Consider the following 17,278-nt stretch of genomic DNA (forward strand, 5'->3'; position numbering starts at 1 on the left):
TTTAAAGAATAGGATATAGGAGGTTTATAAAATGGCTGAACAATCAACTGTAAAGAAGCTCCAAAATCGTAATGAGATTGCTGAGCAGGATACTTGGAGACTAGAAGATATTTTTGCATCAGATGTAGAGTGGGAAAAAGAATTTCAAGAAATAAAAGAGATGATCCCTGGAATTGAAGCATTCCAAGGAAAACTCGGCGAATCTGCGGATCAGCTATATGAAGCGTTAACTTATCAAGATGCAATTTCCTTACGAATAGGAAAACTTTATACATATGCACATATGCGTAATGACCAAGATACATCTAATTCGTTTTATCAGGGTTTATATGATCGTGCAACTAATTTGTATACACAGGTTGGAAGTGCGCTCGCTTTTATCGTGCCGGAAATTCTATCAGTCGACGAAGATAAAATTAAATCCTTTTTAGCTGAAAAAGAAGAGTTGAAGGTATACGAGCATGCATTGAACGATATTAATCGTGAACGACCACATGTTTTATCCGCAAAAGAAGAAGCCTTGCTTGCACAAGCTTATGAAGTAATGGACTCTTCAAGCAACACATTTGGAATGCTAAATAATGCTGACCTAACGTTTCCGACTATTAAAGATGAGAACGGTGAAGAGGTAGAAATTACACATGGTCGTTATATCCGATTCCTTGAAAGCTCTGACCCACGTGTAAGAGAAGAAGCTTTTAAAGCGGTTTATGACACGTACGGAAAGTTCAAAAATACCTTTGGTAGCACATTAAGTGGTACTGTAAAGAAAGATAATTTTAATGCTCGTATTCGTAATTATAAATCAGCTCGCGAGGCAGCTCTAAGCAGCAATAATATTCCAGAAACGGTTTATGATAATCTAGTAAATACAATTAATGAAAATCTGCCTCTTTTACATCGTTACGTGGACTTACGTAAAAAAGCGTTAGGTGTAGATGAGTTGCATATGTATGACCTCTACACTCCATTAGTGAAAGACGTGAAAATGGAAGTTTCTTATGCGGAAGCAAAGGATTATATCCTTAAGGGGCTTGCTCCACTTGGTGAGGATTATATTAATGTTCTAAAAGAAGGCTTTGATAATCGATGGGTTGATGTTCAAGAAAACAAAGGAAAGCGAAGCGGAGCGTATTCATCTGGTGCATATGGTACAAATCCATATATCCTGATGAACTGGCAAGACAATGTGAATAATCTGTTTACGCTAGCTCATGAATTTGGTCACTCTGTACACAGTTACTACACAAGAAACAATCAACCATACACATATGGAAATTATTCAATCTTTGTAGCAGAGGTTGCGTCTACTTGTAATGAGGCACTGTTAGGAGATTACTTATTAAAAACGATTGATGATGACCAAAAGAGATTATATCTTTTAAATCATCAGCTTGAAGGCTTTAGAGGGACTGTATTCCGTCAGACGATGTTTGCAGAATTTGAACATATGATTCATATGAAAGCCCAAGAAGGAGTCGCATTAACACCAGATCTGTTCACTGAAATGTACTATGAGTTAAATAAGAAATACTTTGGTACAAATATTGTGGTAGATGAGGAAATCGGCTTAGAGTGGTCTCGAATTCCGCATTTCTACTATAATTATTACGTATACCAGTATGCAACAGGCTATAGTGCTGCAACTGCTTTAAGTAAGCAAATCTTAGAGGAGGGCAACCCTGCAGTTGAACGATATATTAATAATTTCCTTAAAGCGGGAAGCTCCAATTATCCAATTGAGGTACTTAAAAATGCGGGCGTGGACATGAATTCTGCAGAGCCGATTAAAGAAGCATGTAAAGTATTTGAAGCAACACTAACTGAAATGGAAAAATTATTAGAGAAGCAATAAAAGGAGGAGGTCATCCATTTGGATGCCCTCTTATTAGTGAAACCCCCTAAATCGATTTCGGTGATTATAAATAACAAGTGTCACGAGTAATGAAAGAAATAAAAGAGGGGTCGTAATGTAAAGTGGAATTAATTTCATCAATCCTAATATATTTAGTCCAAAGGTGATAATGATCATAACCACCCCGATTATCAGTCCAATTTTCCTCATAATTACGTCCTCCTTACAAGTGAATGTAAGTATCTATTTTAATATCTATGTCCAAGCATGCGTTTTAAGAATAGGAATTTGACAACTTTGTGAAAAAATGTACAAATAGTTGAAAATGGTTATCAATCTTGCTATTATGTATTCAAGAAGTAATCACACAAACAACACCCCTTTGTTTGAAGTGAGATTTCTCCCATCCCCTTTATTGAAATAGAAAAAAGACTTGGACAATTGATCCAAGTCTTTTTTGTTATTCTATATATCTCCAGAAGGTTCCGTATTTAACAGGAACTTGCTCTACTTTTTGCTTTAGTATAAGCTTTTTCATTTCACGTTCAACCTCTGGTATAGGCAAGTCATATAAAACTGAAATTTCTTTTGAAGCAACAAATTTAAAGTATTTTAAGAATTCTTCCAAGGGAGGTGCCGGTGTTGGTTCGATTTTTTCACCAAGCATATCGTAAATGATATGGACGTACATATCATATGGATAACAGCCAGTAATTTTCAAACCTTCTTCCTCAATGTTTTCATTAAAGAAAACGAGAGTAGGGATTTCGTCCACTTCCATTTCAGATGTGATCTTCAAGTCACATTGAAATGCTTTGGCTGCACTTGATGAATGAAGGTCATTCATAAATTCATTTACATCAAGTCCGACTTCAGCTGCACAAGACAGTAATACATCTATATCTGAAATATCACGTTTTTCAAGGAAGAGATTTTCCTGGAGTTTTCGTAAAAAACGGATTCCAGCTCGTTTACCTTGCAGCTCAGCCGCTTTAATCGCAATCGATACAGAATGTGGAGCTGAAATTGGATTTTCAAGCCATAAACTACCATCACAAGACATTCCTGACCTACTAGCAGTGCGCTCCCATACCTGAGCCAGGTCTGTAGGTTTATTTTTCTTTTGTATATTTAAGGAAGCAAGGCGGCCACTTAAAATATGGCGAATTGAAAAATACTTTCCATATTCAATTGTTAGCTTTTTTAAAATGGGCTCTAGTGCCCAACAATCAGGACACAATGGATCAATAAACATATAGATCTCTAATGGACGATTGCTAGATGTATTGAAGCCCATATTTTCAGAATGTTTCAAGACCTTACCCCTTTCTACTCGTAAGGAGTTTCTATCATATGTTGAGTGTACTAACATTTTATCAATGGATGAGATTTAACTCAAATAAAGCGCACTTTTGGTCGAATGAAATTTATGGAATTAGTGTTAAACTGCCTATAAAAGAAAAGTTCTCCTGTTTAGTCCAGGAGAACAATGTTTATCCGATATAGGTTTCTGTTACTTTTCTAACATAGTTTTGTGTTTCTTTAAAAGGTGGAATTCCACCATACTTATCGACGTTGCCTGGTCCTGCATTATAGGCAGCAAGGGCAAGTGAAACATCTCCATTGTAACGGTCTAGCATACTTCGGAGGTATTTTGTACCCCCATCAATATTTTGCGCAGGATCAGTTAGGTTGGTTACCCCTAAACCTCTCGCTGTTGCGGGCATTAATTGCATGAGACCAGTAGCTCCTGCATGGCTTTTCGCAATTGGATTAAAATTAGACTCATGCTTGATTACAGAACTGATTAACCGGGCATCCACATTGTATTTTTGTGCAGCATTCTGAATCATTTCATCAAAAGTGGTCGGAACTGACATAGGCTCAGCGCCCGAAATGGTAAGTGGCAGATAATGATTATTAATATTTAAAGATGAAGGATTAACCTTCGATCGTATAGTTTCAGTTGTTGAACTAGAAGCATTAGACATAAGCTGTAACAGCATGTCCTTAAATAAGGAACCATCATTACTGGTTGTCGATGTATCGGATGTCGAGACGTTACGCAAAGCCTGGAGCTCCATCAATACTTTAAAATCTATTTTCAAGTGAGTTCCTCTCCTAGTAGAATTTGTTTTTTTCGATTATAAAACCTAAGAATTTTATTGTCTGTTTTCCGAATAGGGATCTTGTATTGTTGTAGTAACTCTTTAAATACTTCTTTTCCGCTAACTTCATCCGTTACTTCATATTCTAACTCGAAATCAATTTGGTTTAAATAGTAACTCTTATCCAGCACAAGTAAACCATTTTTATATTCGACTTCTGCTCGTTTTGTTTTTAGAGAGCCAAAAAAACGAATATCCGAGGTTCCGATTGATAATCCTTTTAGAATTGATACAACTTCACCTTCAATGATGTTTCCACCGTTAAGCATTTGCTCGGCTTCTTCCTTACTTAGTACCTGATGCGTCTCAAGTAAACCGCGTTTAACGGGCTGTTTTAATGTAAGTGTATATATTCCATTCTTTTCACGAATACGGAGGGCAGCCCCCACATCCTTTAAAGAAAACTTAGGTGTGTCAAAATAAAAATTTTCTTGGATTACTTTTTTGTCCTCACTAATTGAGAACGCAGACAGCAATTGACGGTATTCATCTTCTTCTAGAATATTTTTAAACTCAATTTCAAGCTCTTGTGACATAATTTCAACCTGTCCTTTGTTTTCGTTTTTTTTATTATATCATTATGTTGTATCTTTTTTAGGATTTGGTTAGCAATTCTTTAAAGAATGGTTGTACATATGATAAAATAAGTGTGGATTTTGAAAAGAGAAAAAGGAGCTTACTGATGCAGAAACGTATTGAAATTAGTGAAATGAACACCTCTAACAACCAATTAGAGCTAATTGCAGAAAAACCAAACTTTGACACAGCCGGTTTGCAGGCTAGTGGACAAATGCTTGTGGATTCTGACTCATTAGCATTTATCTACAAACTGGAAAATGAAAAAGAATTTATATATGTGAGCTTGCCGTCCTCTATCTGGCCATCACTTAAAAATGTTATTTCTGAAAAACAAAAAGTTATTTTACACCTTGAAGAGAACGAATTCGAACTTATCGACATCATCCCTGAATTGGAATACCTGTTACAAAACATTGAAGGTAACACCAACTATGGAAATGAAATGGTCGAGCTTGTTGAAAAAACATTTTGATTGTTTTAGCTTAGAAAAACAGGGGGGGCTATTATGAGTAAAGACTGGGATCTTTTTTTGGCTCCATATAAGCAAGCTGTTGATGAGCTAAAGGTTAAGCTAAAAGGAATGAGAACTCAATTCGAAATGCAAGGTACCCATTCCCCAATAGAGTTTGTAACTGGAAGAGTAAAGCCAATCCCTAGTATTTTAGATAAAGCTGCTAAGAAAAATATATCACTTGATCATATCGAAGAAGAGATGCAAGACATTGCAGGCTTAAGAATGATGTGCCAATTTGTAGACGATATTAAAAGGGTCGTTGAAATATTAAAGATGCGGAATGATTTCGAAATCATTGAAGAGCGAGACTATATCTCTAAAAAGAAAGATAGTGGTTATCGATCCTATCATCTTGTGATTAAATATCCCGTACAAACGATTAATGGAGAAAAGAAGATCCTTGTAGAAATACAAGTACGCACACTTGCTATGAACTTTTGGGCAACTATCGAACACTCCTTAAATTACAAATATAAGGGCAGATTCCCGCAAGAAATTGAGAATCGTCTACAGCGTGCTGCCGAGGCTGCTTTTCAGCTTGATGAGGAAATGTCTAAGATTCGTGGCGAAATTCAAGAAGCTCAAGTTATTTTTTCAAGAAAAGCTGAAGGCAATGACTCTGATAAAGTGAAACTTCAATCAGAGGGGGATACTTCCACCCCCTCTGATTGTTAGTTGAGGCCCACATGATGTGGGTCACGAAGACGTTGCCACAGGACGTGGCGTTCTTAGTCTTCGTTCACTTTAATCGGGCATTTACGGGCAGTGATTACATGCCTACTAAAGTTGTTTTAAACAAAATTTTACTGCCCGTTAATGCGGGAAAAATCATAAGGATAGGGTGTAAAATATGAAATTTGCTGTAACTTCGAGAGGTGACTCGAACTCGAATACATTAATGCACAAAATTAAAACGTATTTAATGGACTTCGGGCTCACTTACGATGAGGACCAACCAGATATTGTTGTTACTGTCGGAGGAGATGGAACACTATTATATGCCTTTCACCGTTACCGTAGTCGTTTAGATAAAACAGCATTTGTAGGTATACACACTGGACATCTTGGATTCTATGCCGACTGGGTTCCGGAAGAGATTGAAAAACTCGTGATTGCTATTGCAAAAACCCCTTATCAAGTGGTTGAATATCCATTACTTGAAGTATATATCCGTTATATTAATGGGGGAAGAGAGTCAAGATATCTCGCATTGAATGAGTGTACGGTGAAAAGTGTGGAAGGCTCACTCGTAATGGACTTGGAAATCAAGGGTCAGCTTTTTGAAACATTCCGTGGGGATGGGTTGTGTATTTCCACACCTTCTGGAAGCACTGCGTATAATAAAGCGCTCGGTGGTGCTATATTACATCCAGCTATCGAGGCAATTCAGGTAGCAGAAATGGCTTCGATTAATAATCGAGTGTTCCGAACAGTGGGTTCGCCATTGATTTTACCAAATCACCATACGATTGTGATGAAACCTGTGAATGACGTGGATTTTCACATCACGATTGACCATTTAACCCTTTTACACAAGGATGTTAAATCCATTCAATGCCGTGTAGCTCCGGAAAAAGTACGTTTCGCACGCTTCCGACCTTTCCCATTCTGGAAAAGAGTACGTGATTCGTTTATTTCGGATTGACAGAAATGCTGAGGCGAGCGTATAGCGATGTACGGACTGAGGCCTACAGGAAGTAGGTCACACAGACGTTGCCATAGGATGTGGCGTAATTAGTCTGTGTTCCTTAAGGAGATAAAGGAAATACGGTGAGCGTAGTGAACCGATGTTGAGCTTATCGTACGAAGGGTGAGGGAAGTCGCGATAGTCGCTGCGAGTCGAGGCTGGACAAATTGGAAAGGAAAAAAAGGATTGTGGCGCAATTTACATTAGAATGGAAAATCTCATCAAGGGATACGGGAAAATTAATTAGAGAGTTTTTAAAAGAGCAGCAGATTTCAAAAACAGCACTTACAGATATTAAGTTTGCTGGCGGCGGTATCTTTATTAATGATGCTTCTGTTACAGTTCGCCATCTTTTAATGGAGGGTGAGGTCTTGAAGGTCGTATTCCCGCCTGAGGAGCCGAGCATGGAATTACTTCCTAAAAATCTACCATTACAGATTGTGTATGAGGACCCTTATGTAATGGTGGTGAACAAACCCCCCCATCAGCAATCAATCCCTTCACGGGAAAGCCGGGCAGACAGTTTAGCCAATGCATTATTGTTCTATTATCATTCTACAGGTCTTAATGCGACCGTTCATTTGGTTAATCGCCTTGATCGAGATACGTCAGGTTTATTATTAGTTGCTAAACACCGCCATATTCATCATCTATTATCTGAGCAACAGAAAGCTGGAAGATTGAAAAGGGCATATGAAGCGATTGTACATGGTAAATTCGACGTGGATTCTGGAACGATTGATGCCCCAATCGGCAGGAAGGACGATAGTATTATTGAGCGCCAAGTGCGGCAGGATGGACAAAGGGCGGTTACTCATTTTCGAGTTATTCAAGAGCTCGGTGAGTGGACGCATGTGAGGTTGCAGCTAGAGACGGGACGTACCCATCAGATCCGCGTCCATCTATCTCATATTGGTCAACCGATTGTAGGAGATGATCTGTATGGGGGGGAGAAAGTGGATATAAGCAGGCAAGCACTCCATTGCAGAGAACTTTCATTTTGGCATCCAATGGATAAAACAGAGTTAGTATTTCGAGCAGAACTACCCGAAGATATGAAAAAATTATTGGAAAAAGCGACCTTGTGAAAGGTCGCTTTTTATGTGGGGAGGATGCTATCTAATTTCCCGAAACTTCTCCTCAAAAAGAGGCATTGTAGAAGGCACAGATACAGTCTCCATTTCAGGATACCTTAATGCAGTTAAACTACCGCCAAACACACAACCGGTATCGATGTTTAATGTATGGTTTACCCTTCTCGGTTCTCTCACTGGTGTATGACCATAGACTATCCACGATGACCCATTATAATGCTTAGCCCAATCGCGTCTTTCTGGGGTTCCGTCAGGGTTGTTCTTTCCCGTAATATCGCCATATAACACAAAGGTTTTTACTTTCTTATCATTGCGTCCGATGTAATCCTCACGAATTCCAGCGTGAGCTATCACTAGTTTTCCTCCATCTAAATTTTCGTACAAGGGGGCGGCATCGTACAATTCAATAAACTGATTACGGATTGAATCTTGTTCCTTTTTGGACAATGCCTCGAATTCTGCAACCGTTGTTTCCAAGCCATGTGTGGTTTGAACTTTATTCCCAATAAAAAAGCGATACAGTTTATTGCAGTGGTTGCCTGGCACGTAGAATGCCTTCTTCGCTTGGACGACAAGCTGATACACTGTACTAATCACCTTTAATGACTTAGGTCCGCGATCTGTTAGGTCACCGACAAAAGCTAATTTACGGTCATTATGTAGTGGAATCCCGCTTTCCCACGAATAACCTAGCTTTGTTGTTAATTCTTCAAACTCCTGAAAGCATCCGTGTATGTCACCAATAACATCAATTTTCATTTTAAAGCACCTTCCTAAATGCGTCTCAGCACTTTTGTGCCGAAAAAATTAGATTCACAAGTTATGAAAATAAAAAAATCACGCCACTTTCACTATTATAAGAAAAATGGCGTGATTTTATTTCATTATGTTAAAGTTAATCAAACATGAATTTCTTTGTCCTAGAACGAACATTTAGTACGATCCCGATTGCAATCATATACGTTGCAAGGGAACTACCCCCGTAACTAATGAATGGCAATGGAAGTCCTGTGATTGGTAGAATACCAACTGTCATTCCAATGTTTTGGAATACTTGGAAGGTGATCATTCCGATTACACCTGCACATAGATAACTTCCGAATGGGTCGTGGCTTTCTAATGCTATATGAATCATTCGATAGACTAATAAGAAGAATAAAGAAATAATGATACTTGTTCCAACAAATCCGAATTGCTCTGCCACTACAGCGAAAATAAAATCGGTGTGACCTTCTGGAATCGTTACCTCAGATTCCTGGAATCCTTTGCCGTGCAATTGGCCAGAACCGATTGCAAGTAAGGAACGAACTAATTGGTGCCCCTCATTACCAGCAGTTTCAAAAGGAGCAAGCCAACCATAAAATCGATTCATCTGATAGTCTTGTATAATATATTTAAAGAAAAAGTCAGGAAAGTTGAAGTATAGAAAAACGCCTACAGAAACTGTAAAAACAGCTGTAAATACGGCAGCGAAAATAATTCTCCATTTAATACCGGCGACAAGGATCATCGTTGCAATGATTGACATAAAGACCATGGTCATTCCCATATCCGGCTGCTTGACTAAGAAAGCGATAGGTGGTGCAGCTGCTAAAAAAATCTTTCCGATAAGAAGTAAATCATCTCTAACTGTATTTATCGGGTAGTTTTCCCTGTGGTCAACAATGATTTTACTTAAGACTATAATTAAGATGATCTTCATTAATTCTGAAGGCTGGAAATTTCCTAATCCAGGAAAGGAATACCAACTTGTTGCCCCTTTGATTGTAGTAGCAAAAGGGACACTAATATATTTTTCTAAAAATAGACCTAATAATAAAAACATCCCGAATCCATATAAATACCAGGAAATCATTTTAAATCGATCAAAATCAATCACCATTGTTCCAATAATCGCGACAATTCCTATTACATACCATTGAAGTTGTTGTGCAGCGAAATTGATATTTTTAAGTTTTTCCGGTAAAAAGGGCTGTGCACTTTGGATTGCAATGGCACTAACGATAGCCATTAGAAATAAAATAAACAACAATGTATAATCAATTTTTTGTGGAGTATTTTCTTTATTCATGGATAAAAAAATCCTTTCTAATCTGGCGCGAGTTTTATATTATAGAAAACAGGGTATAATTCAATATCCACTTTATCATAAATAGCCAATTTTATCTTAGCTTATTTTTGATTGAATGCAAATCTTTACATAGCACATCACTAATTAAAAAATGATATACATATAGCCACAAAAAGTAAATGGTCGTATGTTACATTTCTGAAAATGTATGTAAATTTTTTGTTTTTCCAGTTGTAAGGGGGGAAGCTACATGTTACAACAAGAGGTAAATGAAAAGGAGCAGCAGCAACTAGAAAATGAACAATTGCTTACAGCTCTTGAAAATGAGAATATTGACCAGTTCCGGACCGTATTTTTAGATATACACCCATATGAAAGAGCAAAATTCTACGCGAAATTACCAAAAGATGCTAGAATGCACGTATATCTTTTTTTGTCTCCAACAGAAATGGCGGAGGTTTTTGAGAACCTTGAAATAGATGAGAATGAGTATGAAGAGCTTCTATCAGAGATGGATCCAACCTTTGTTGCAGATATGCTTTCTCAAATGTATGCGGACGATGCTGTTGATGTATTAAATGAACTAGATAAAGAGCAGGTCGCAAGCTACTTAACAATTATGGATGTTGAAGCTGCAGGGGAAATTAAACAACTCCTTCATTATGAGGAATACACTGCCGGTAGTATCATGACTACCGAATTTATCGCGATACATGCTAATCAAACCGTTAAATCAGCGATGTATATATTGAAAAAGGAAGCTCCTCGTGCTGAAACGATTTATTATATTTATGTGATAGATGAGGAAAAACACCTTGTAGGAGTTATTTCTATTCGGGATCTACTTGTAACTGATGATGACACAATGATTAGTGAAATTATGAATGACCGAGTTGTCTCCGTGTCTGTTAGTGAAGATCAGGAAGAAGTTGCACGGAGGATGAAAGACTATAATTTCTTAGCTGTTCCGGTAATTGACTTTCAAAACCATTTATTGGGGATAATTACAGTAGATGATATTATCGATGTTATGGATGAAGAAGCATCTGATGATTACTCAAAACTTGCGGGGATATCAGATGTTGATTCAGCAGATAAAAACATTTTCACATCAGCTAAAAAGAGATTGCCATGGCTGATTATCTTATCTTTTCTTGGAATGCTAACAGCAAGCCTAATTGGGCGATTTGAAGCAACACTTGATCAGGTTGCTATATTAGCTGTCTTCATTCCGTTAATTGCCGGAATGGCGGGTAATACCGGAACACAAGCCTTGGCTGTTGCTGTCCGGAGAATCGCGATTGGTGAAGATGAGGAAGAAAATAAATGGCTATTGATCATGAGAGAAGCCGGTACAGGAGTAATAACGGGTGCTGTTTGTGGAACGGTAATAATGTTTGTTGTTTATTTTTGGAAAGGTGATTTCTTTCTTGGACTATTAGTTGGATTTTCGATTTTAATTACATTGATAGTCGCGACTCTTGCAGGTGCACTTGTACCATTACTTATGCATCGGTTGAAGGTTGACCCGGCGGTTGCGTCAGGGCCTTTTATCACCACAATCAATGATATTATAAGTATTTTAATTTATTTTGGGTTAGCAACATTCTTTATGGGTTATTTAGTTTAATAATAAAATCAACTTATTTATAAGGGGGTAAAATATGGAACATGGTGCTTCATTAACATCGTTAGTTATCGTGATGGTGGTGGCCTTTTTGACACCACTGTTATTACATAGGTTTAAGCTGCGGGCAATTCCTGTCGTTGTAGCTGAAATTATCATGGGGATTATCATTGGTAAAAGTGGTTTCGATGTGGTCGAACCTGATATGTGGCTTGAAACATTATCTACACTAGGATTTATCTTTTTAATGTTTTTAAGTGGAGTTGAAATAGACTTTACTGCTTTTGCAGGAGGGAAGAAGCGACAAAAGCTTCCTAATGGCAAAAAGGCTCCACATACTTTCTTTGTTTCCGTAATTGTTTTTGTTGGAATTTTTATTCTATCACTACTATTATCATATATATTTGTGTGGACTGGGTTTACGGATAATGCATTTTTAATGACATTAATCATTTCCACTATCTCTTTAGGTGTTGTTGTACCAACTCTGAAGGATGCCCAAATCATGAAAACGAATATCGGTCAGATTATTTTATTAGTCGCAGTTGTGGCTGACCTCGTGACAATGATATTACTTGCAGTTTTTGCTTCGATTTATGGTGGCGGAGAAAGCAATATGTGGCTACTGTTAATCTTGTTCGGGGCAGGTGTACTTCTCTACTTTGTTGGGAAAAGATTCCAAAATCGTTCCTTCCTAGAAACGATGTCAAAGGGAACAATCCAAATTGGAACAAGGGCCATTTTTGCATTAATTATGATTTTAGTTGCCCTATCTGAGACAATTGGTGCAGAAAATATTTTGGGAGCATTTTTAGCGGGTGTATTAGTATCATTGTTATCTCCTAACCATGAAATGGTCCAAAAGCTTGATTCATTTGGTTATGGATTTTTAATTCCAATCTTTTTCGTAATGATTGGGGTAGAGCTTGATTTATGGGCACTCTTCCAAGATCCAAAGATTCTATTGCTCATTCCCTTGTTATTCATAGCATTAGTCATTTCAAAAATGCTTCCGATTCTTTATATTAAGCGATGGTATGATTGGAGAACGACGATAGGAGCAGGTGCGTTATTAACATCAACTTTATCCTTGGTTATTGCTGCTGCAACTGTTGGGGAGAAGATGGGAATCATTGATGACAGAATGTCAGGTGCTTTAATTTTGGTTGCGGTAATTGCAAGTATTGTTTCACCTATTGGGTTTAAAAAGCTTTTTCCAAAGCAAGTGGTCGAAGAACCAGTTATCCGTGTTGCATTTATTGGTGCAAACCAAATGACTCTACCAGTAACGCGGGAATTGAATTCGAAACTATATGATACGACTCTTTATCATACTGTGCAGGATAAAATAGATAAAAGACATTCTGATTCAGTGTTTGATATCGTTGAACTCTCAGATTATTCGATAGATACACTCAAAGATTCCGATGTATTTGATGTGGATATTTTAGTGATAACGTCGGGATCTGATGCAATGAATGCCGAAATTGCAAAATTCGCGAAGGAAAATGGTGTAGACCGTGTAATTGCAAGAATTGAATCAGGCGAGCTTGGTGATGAGCTAAAAGACCTTAATATCGATGTCTTCTCATTACTAATGTCTACCAATACATTACTTCGTGCGTTAATTGAGGCGCCTAGTATCATGACAATCTTGACTAATCAAGAGCAGTCCTTGTATCAGATTGAGATGAACAACAGTCTTTATGATGGCACAATGCTAAGGAATTTCCCGTTTACTGGGGATGTAATCTTTGTTCGAATTTTTAGAGGCAAAGACTCAATCGTTCCACATGGTGACACTGAACTTCAGCTTGGGGATCGTTTAATTGTAACAGGCTCGAGGGAGTATGTTGATGAGTTAAGAGTGGATTTAGAATTCTAAAGGAACGAGGGCGAACCAAAATTTTGGTTCGCCCTCGTTTTAATTAACCTACAATATTATATCCTGAATCTACATAAATGACTTCGCCAGTTACTCCACGTGAAAGGTTACTTAGCATAGCGATGGACATGTTTCCAACATCCTCTTTTGTAACGTTTCTCTTTAGTGGAGCTTTTTCTTCAATCATTTTCATAATATCATTGAAGCCCGGTACTCCTTTGGCAGCTAATGTTCTAATTGGACCAGCTGAAATTGCGTTGACTCTGATCCCATCTTTTCCAAGGTCAAATGTAAGGTATCTTACACACGCTTCAAGTGCAGCTTTTGCAACACCCATTACATTATATCCTGGCAAAGCACGTACAGCACCTAAGTAGGACATCGTTATGATTGAAGCATCCTCTGCTAAATATGGTCGTGCTGCTTTTGCTGCCGCTACTAAGGAATATGCACTTGTATCTTGTGCAAATGCATATCCATCACGGGATGTCTCGATAAAATCACCTTTTAAGTCATCTGCGTTTGCAAACGCAACAGAGTGAACTAATCCGTGAATGGTTCCTACTTTTTCACCAATTTCATTAAACGCTTGCGTGATGCTTTCGTCACTGTTCACATCGCATCTAACAATCATTTCTGCGGGATAATTGTATTTCTCTAATAATTTTTCAAGTTTTTCACGAGACCGATCTAGACGGTATGTATAAATGACTTTTGCTCCAGCTTTATATAGGGATTCTGCAACGCCCCAAGCAATGCTTCTTTCATTGGCTACACCCATAACAACAATATTTTTACCTTCTAATTGAATTAAATCTTCCATAGTTACCTCCATAACAGCATCAAGAATGTGATTTCTTTATTTATTATACCTAGTTTTAGTATCTGATACTAATCATATCATTTTTTAGTAATTAACCCAAGAGTAGTGTTAATGTAAATTTTAAAATTGGTCATAAATAAATTATAGGGTGATGGATAAGCTAACTATGTGCTTAACAAAGGAGTGCACATTACATGGATAAAATCTCAACTATTTTAAGGAGGGCAACAATGGGAATCTTAAGTGGAAATCCAAAAGAAGAGCCTTTACATTACGGCGAGGTTTTTGATCTTTGGTCTTCAGTACTAGCTGGGAATGCGATGATTGCAGGTTATCAAACCTTGATTAACCATGCTGGGGATGATGATCTGAAAAAATTATTAGCTGAAGCCATCAATCTTGGCAAGCAGGAAACGAAACAGGTGGAGGAATTATTGAAAGAAAATGGGATTGGATTACCACCAGCCTCACCAGAACCACCTGAAGCTTGTTTAGAAGACATTCCAGTAGGTGCAAGAGTGCCGGATCCAGCAATTGCTGCTACACTTTCAGCGGATATTGCAGCAAGTTTAGTACTATGTAGTCAGGTAATTGGTAAATCAATCAGAGAAGATGTTGCGATGATGTTTGGCCAATTCCATAATCAGAAAGCTGTACTAGGTGCGAAAGTACTTCGCTTAAATAAAGAAAAAGGCTGGCTAATTCCGCCACCGTTACATCTCCATAAACAAGGGGATTGTTAATTTTTCTTATGTTAAAGAATAAAAATGACGAGCAGAGTGATTCTTATGAATAGCTCTGCTTATTTATATTCAACATGGATACCTCTTTGTTATAGGTCTATTTATATAAATTTTTGGACATGTATTCCTACTGCTTGTCATAAAATTTACAAGTTGACCTAAAGCGTATAGAGGTGATGTATTTGAGTTTTGGTATTTTAGTAAGTTACATAATTTTAGGTTTTACATTGGCAGCTCCAATTGGGCCTGTAAATTCTGCACGTTTAGATAAAGGAATCAAAAATGGGTTCTGGCATGCATGGATTGTGGGTGTAGGTTCGATGATGGCAGATGGAGTTTTTATGTTAATGGTTTATTTGGGAATGGTTCAATTTTTAGATATTCCGATTGTACAAATTTTCCTTTGGTTATTTGGAGGATTTATTCTTATTTATTCAGGATTTGAGAGCATTAAAAATGCAAATACGATTTCCTTAACATACCAACGAACAAAGGATTCATTATTTAAATGTTTTCTGACCGGTTTTATCTTATCGATTTCGAGCCCGCTCTCCATTCTGTTTTGGTTGGGGATTTATGGGTCTGTGTTGGCGAAAACGGCTCAAACAAACGGAACTGAGTTACTGTTGATATATAGCAGTATGATCTTCCTTGGGCTTACTTTTTGGGACATCCTTGTTGCGGCCCTTACGACTGGTTTTAGAAAGTTGTTAAATGTAAAAACCCTAATTGCAATCTCCGTTATTTCAGGAGCATCCTTGATTCTATTTGGCGTTTATTTTAGTTATCAAGGAATTAAAGCACTAATTTAATGGAAATTTATATTTGGTAACCAACTGCGATAGGACAAGACCTAATATGAAATCTATTATAAACCCACTTGTTAGTGGGTTTTTTTAACCTAGCGTTCAATTAGCCACTATGCATAGTAAGAGGTGTTTAAGGATAGGTTAATCTTAATATAAATATTAGAATTCCGAAGGAGATAGGAGAATGCAAAAAACGGAGAAATGGGGAGTGCTCTCACTAGCATCCATCCCATTAGTCATGACCTTAGGTAATTCTATGCTTATTCCCATTTTACCGATTATGGAAAAAGAAATTGGTATTACATCCTTTCAATCCAGTTTAATTATAACGATTTATTCAATAGTAGCCATCATCTTAATCCCAATCGCTGGTTTTCTCTCTGATCGAATCGGAAGGAAAAAGGTCATTATCCCAAGTTTGATAATTGCAGGGATAGGGGGATTAATTTCTGGACTAGCTTCGTGGTTATTTGAAAGTCCATATTTGATCATTTTAATCGGAAGGTTTTTACAAGGAGTTGGAGCTGCTGGTGCTTCCCCCATAGTTTTACCACTAGTAGGTGATATGTGCAAAAGTGAGAAAGATGTAAATACAGGACTAGGATTGATTGAAACATCAAACACGTTTGGAAAGGTACTAAGTCCAATTTTAGGTGCAATACTTGCAGCTTTTATTTGGTATATGCCTTTTTTTGCTTTTCCCATTTTTTGCTTAATTTCCATTCTTTTGATTCAATTTCTTGTACAAACTCCAAAGAATAATGAAGTGGATACCTCAAGCTTCTCTTTTTTTCTGAAGAAAATTAAACGTACTCTTAAGGAAGAAGGACGATGGCTGATTTCCATTTTTATCGTGGGCGCCATATGTTTTTATATTCTTTTTGGGATGCTCTTCTTCTTGTCGTCGATTTTGGAGGACAAGTACGGAATTGATGGAATTATAAAAGGTCTCATCCTTGCAATACCACTCGGTGCACTATGCCTATCTTCATTTATCACTGGAAAGAAGCTTGGTGATGATAAAAATGCAATCAAATGGATTATTTTTTCGGGAATTTTTGCAGCTACTGTAGCTGTTTTTGGAATATGTTACACGGAAAATCTGTACATTTTTATAGCTGCCCTTGTCATTTGCGGGATAGGTATCGGAGTCGCTCTTCCAAGCTTGGATGCACTCATTACGAATGGTACTGAGAAAGATGAAAGAGGTACCATTACCTCTATTTACAGTAGTGCTCGATTTATTGGGGTAGCGATTGGTCCACCTGTTTTTGCCATTCTAATGAACCTTTCACATGATATCTTGTTTTTCTCGGTAGCTGGTATTTCGGCTGTGGCAACCGTTCTTGTTTTATTTTTTATAAAACCGCCCAAGCGGGTTCGAACAGATTCTTTATTCCAAAAGGTAAAGAGGTAGAGGGGA

The 17,278-nt window shown here is 37.6% G+C and carries 17 protein-coding genes; 10 read left to right on the top strand and 7 right to left on the bottom strand.

The features are described 5' to 3' along the window. The first annotated feature begins 31 nt into the window (after positions 1 to 31). A complete protein-coding gene (gene pepF / locus ACFSFW_RS06000) occupies positions 32 to 1,855 on the top strand; it encodes an oligoendopeptidase F (protein WP_388036088.1) in 1,824 nt (607 codons plus the stop codon). Positions 1,856 to 1,888: 33 nt separating this feature from the next. On the opposite strand, the gene ACFSFW_RS06005 is transcribed toward pepF, so the two are convergent. From ACFSFW_RS06005 to ACFSFW_RS06020, 4 genes are all read right to left on the bottom strand, one after another. Then, positions 1,889 to 2,065, bottom strand: coding sequence for a hypothetical protein (locus ACFSFW_RS06005; RefSeq protein WP_304213051.1), 177 nt, complete (start codon positions 2,063 to 2,065; stop codon positions 1,889 to 1,891). Positions 2,066 to 2,315: 250 nt separating this feature from the next. Then, positions 2,316 to 3,152, bottom strand: coding sequence for a ClpXP adapter SpxH family protein (locus ACFSFW_RS06010; RefSeq protein ID WP_304213321.1), 837 nt, complete (start codon positions 3,150 to 3,152; stop codon positions 2,316 to 2,318). A 196-nt stretch (positions 3,153 to 3,348) separates the two neighbouring features. Beyond that, on the bottom strand, positions 3,349 to 3,963 hold the full coding sequence (locus ACFSFW_RS06015) for a lytic transglycosylase domain-containing protein (RefSeq protein WP_388036091.1): 615 nt from the start codon (positions 3,961 to 3,963) through the stop codon (positions 3,349 to 3,351). Beyond that, complete coding sequence (locus tag ACFSFW_RS06020) at positions 3,960 to 4,559, bottom strand: CYTH domain-containing protein (RefSeq protein ID WP_388036094.1); 600 nt, start codon at positions 4,557 to 4,559, stop codon at positions 3,960 to 3,962. The genes ACFSFW_RS06015 and ACFSFW_RS06020 overlap by 4 nt, the downstream gene beginning before the upstream one ends. Before the next feature lie 146 nt (positions 4,560 to 4,705). Here ACFSFW_RS06020 and ACFSFW_RS06025 point away from each other — a divergent pair, with 146 nt between their 5' ends. From ACFSFW_RS06025 to ACFSFW_RS06040, 4 genes are all read left to right on the top strand, one after another. Beyond that, complete coding sequence (locus ACFSFW_RS06025) at positions 4,706 to 5,074, top strand: UPF0738 family protein (RefSeq protein ID WP_304213043.1); 369 nt, start codon at positions 4,706 to 4,708, stop codon at positions 5,072 to 5,074. 33 nt (positions 5,075 to 5,107) lie between these two features. Continuing rightward, positions 5,108 to 5,791, top strand: a complete 684-nt coding sequence (yjbM, locus tag ACFSFW_RS06030) for a GTP diphosphokinase (protein WP_388036097.1) — start codon at positions 5,108 to 5,110, stop codon at positions 5,789 to 5,791. A 175-nt stretch (positions 5,792 to 5,966) separates the two neighbouring features. After that, positions 5,967 to 6,761, top strand: a complete 795-nt coding sequence (locus ACFSFW_RS06035) for an NAD kinase (RefSeq protein WP_099354188.1) — start codon at positions 5,967 to 5,969, stop codon at positions 6,759 to 6,761. Positions 6,762 to 6,991: 230 nt separating this feature from the next. Then, the gene (locus ACFSFW_RS06040; protein WP_388036100.1) at positions 6,992 to 7,891 is read left to right on the top strand and encodes an RluA family pseudouridine synthase; all 900 of its coding nucleotides are present in this window, start codon (positions 6,992 to 6,994) and stop codon (positions 7,889 to 7,891) included. A 27-nt stretch (positions 7,892 to 7,918) separates the two neighbouring features. On the opposite strand, the gene prpE is transcribed toward ACFSFW_RS06040, so the two are convergent. Together prpE and ACFSFW_RS06050 are read right to left on the bottom strand one after the other, a co-directional pair. Then, positions 7,919 to 8,656, bottom strand: coding sequence for a bis(5'-nucleosyl)-tetraphosphatase PrpE (prpE, locus tag ACFSFW_RS06045; protein ID WP_388036103.1), 738 nt, complete (start codon positions 8,654 to 8,656; stop codon positions 7,919 to 7,921). A 136-nt stretch (positions 8,657 to 8,792) separates the two neighbouring features. Beyond that, a complete protein-coding gene (locus ACFSFW_RS06050; RefSeq protein ID WP_388036105.1) occupies positions 8,793 to 9,968 on the bottom strand; it encodes an FtsW/RodA/SpoVE family cell cycle protein in 1,176 nt (391 codons plus the stop codon). Positions 9,969 to 10,218: 250 nt separating this feature from the next. Here ACFSFW_RS06050 and mgtE point away from each other — a divergent pair, with 250 nt between their 5' ends. After that, positions 10,219 to 11,598 carry a magnesium transporter gene (gene mgtE, locus ACFSFW_RS06055; protein WP_388036108.1) on the top strand — a complete coding sequence of 460 codons (1,380 nt, stop codon included), beginning with the start codon at positions 10,219 to 10,221 and terminating at the stop codon, positions 11,596 to 11,598. A gap of 34 nt (positions 11,599 to 11,632) precedes the next feature. Further along, complete coding sequence (locus ACFSFW_RS06060; protein ID WP_388036111.1) at positions 11,633 to 13,480, top strand: monovalent cation:proton antiporter family protein; 1,848 nt, start codon at positions 11,633 to 11,635, stop codon at positions 13,478 to 13,480. 43 nt (positions 13,481 to 13,523) lie between these two features. Here ACFSFW_RS06060 and fabI read toward each other — a convergent pair whose 3' ends face one another. Beyond that, positions 13,524 to 14,303 (bottom strand): enoyl-ACP reductase FabI, encoded by a 780-nt coding sequence (gene fabI, locus ACFSFW_RS06065; protein WP_099364320.1) that lies wholly within the window; start codon positions 14,301 to 14,303, stop codon positions 13,524 to 13,526. 230 nt (positions 14,304 to 14,533) lie between these two features. On the opposite strand from fabI, the gene ACFSFW_RS06070 reads away from it, so the two are divergent. The 3 genes from ACFSFW_RS06070 to bcbE all read left to right on the top strand — a co-directional run bounded on the left by ACFSFW_RS06070 (position 14,534) and on the right by bcbE (position 17,272). After that, on the top strand, positions 14,534 to 15,046 hold the full coding sequence (locus tag ACFSFW_RS06070) for a DUF3231 family protein (RefSeq protein ID WP_388036113.1): 513 nt from the start codon (positions 14,534 to 14,536) through the stop codon (positions 15,044 to 15,046). A gap of 182 nt (positions 15,047 to 15,228) precedes the next feature. Then, positions 15,229 to 15,858 carry a LysE family transporter gene (locus ACFSFW_RS06075; RefSeq protein WP_388036115.1) on the top strand — a complete coding sequence of 210 codons (630 nt, stop codon included), beginning with the start codon at positions 15,229 to 15,231 and terminating at the stop codon, positions 15,856 to 15,858. 181 nt (positions 15,859 to 16,039) lie between these two features. Then, a complete protein-coding gene (bcbE, locus tag ACFSFW_RS06080; protein WP_388036118.1) occupies positions 16,040 to 17,272 on the top strand; it encodes a bacillibactin exporter BcbE in 1,233 nt (410 codons plus the stop codon). Positions 17,273 to 17,278: the final 6 nt, after the last annotated feature.

Source organism: Ferdinandcohnia salidurans (genome assembly GCF_042680725.1).
Classification (GTDB): Bacteria; Bacillota; Bacilli; order Bacillales; family Bacillaceae_L; genus Ferdinandcohnia; species Ferdinandcohnia salidurans.

Coding starts and splice junctions, on each gene's coding strand:
- pepF (WP_388036088.1), top strand. CDS start 32: ATGGCTGAACAATCAACTGTAAAGAAGCTCCAAAATCGTAATGAGATT.
- ACFSFW_RS06005 (WP_304213051.1), bottom strand. CDS start 2,065: ATGAGGAAAATTGGACTGATAATCGGGGTGGTTATGATCATTATCACC.
- ACFSFW_RS06010 (WP_304213321.1), bottom strand. CDS start 3,152: ATGGGCTTCAATACATCTAGCAATCGTCCATTAGAGATCTATATGTTT.
- ACFSFW_RS06020 (WP_388036094.1), bottom strand. CDS start 4,559: ATGTCACAAGAGCTTGAAATTGAGTTTAAAAATATTCTAGAAGAAGAT.
- ACFSFW_RS06025 (WP_304213043.1), top strand. CDS start 4,706: ATGCAGAAACGTATTGAAATTAGTGAAATGAACACCTCTAACAACCAA.
- yjbM (WP_388036097.1), top strand. CDS start 5,108: ATGAGTAAAGACTGGGATCTTTTTTTGGCTCCATATAAGCAAGCTGTT.
- ACFSFW_RS06035 (WP_099354188.1), top strand. CDS start 5,967: ATGAAATTTGCTGTAACTTCGAGAGGTGACTCGAACTCGAATACATTA.
- prpE (WP_388036103.1), bottom strand. CDS start 8,656: ATGAAAATTGATGTTATTGGTGACATACACGGATGCTTTCAGGAGTTT.
- ACFSFW_RS06050 (WP_388036105.1), bottom strand. CDS start 9,968: ATGAATAAAGAAAATACTCCACAAAAAATTGATTATACATTGTTGTTT.
- mgtE (WP_388036108.1), top strand. CDS start 10,219: ATGTTACAACAAGAGGTAAATGAAAAGGAGCAGCAGCAACTAGAAAAT.
- ACFSFW_RS06060 (WP_388036111.1), top strand. CDS start 11,633: ATGGAACATGGTGCTTCATTAACATCGTTAGTTATCGTGATGGTGGTG.
- fabI (WP_099364320.1), bottom strand. CDS start 14,303: ATGGAAGATTTAATTCAATTAGAAGGTAAAAATATTGTTGTTATGGGT.
- ACFSFW_RS06070 (WP_388036113.1), top strand. CDS start 14,534: ATGGGAATCTTAAGTGGAAATCCAAAAGAAGAGCCTTTACATTACGGC.
- bcbE (WP_388036118.1), top strand. CDS start 16,040: ATGCAAAAAACGGAGAAATGGGGAGTGCTCTCACTAGCATCCATCCCA.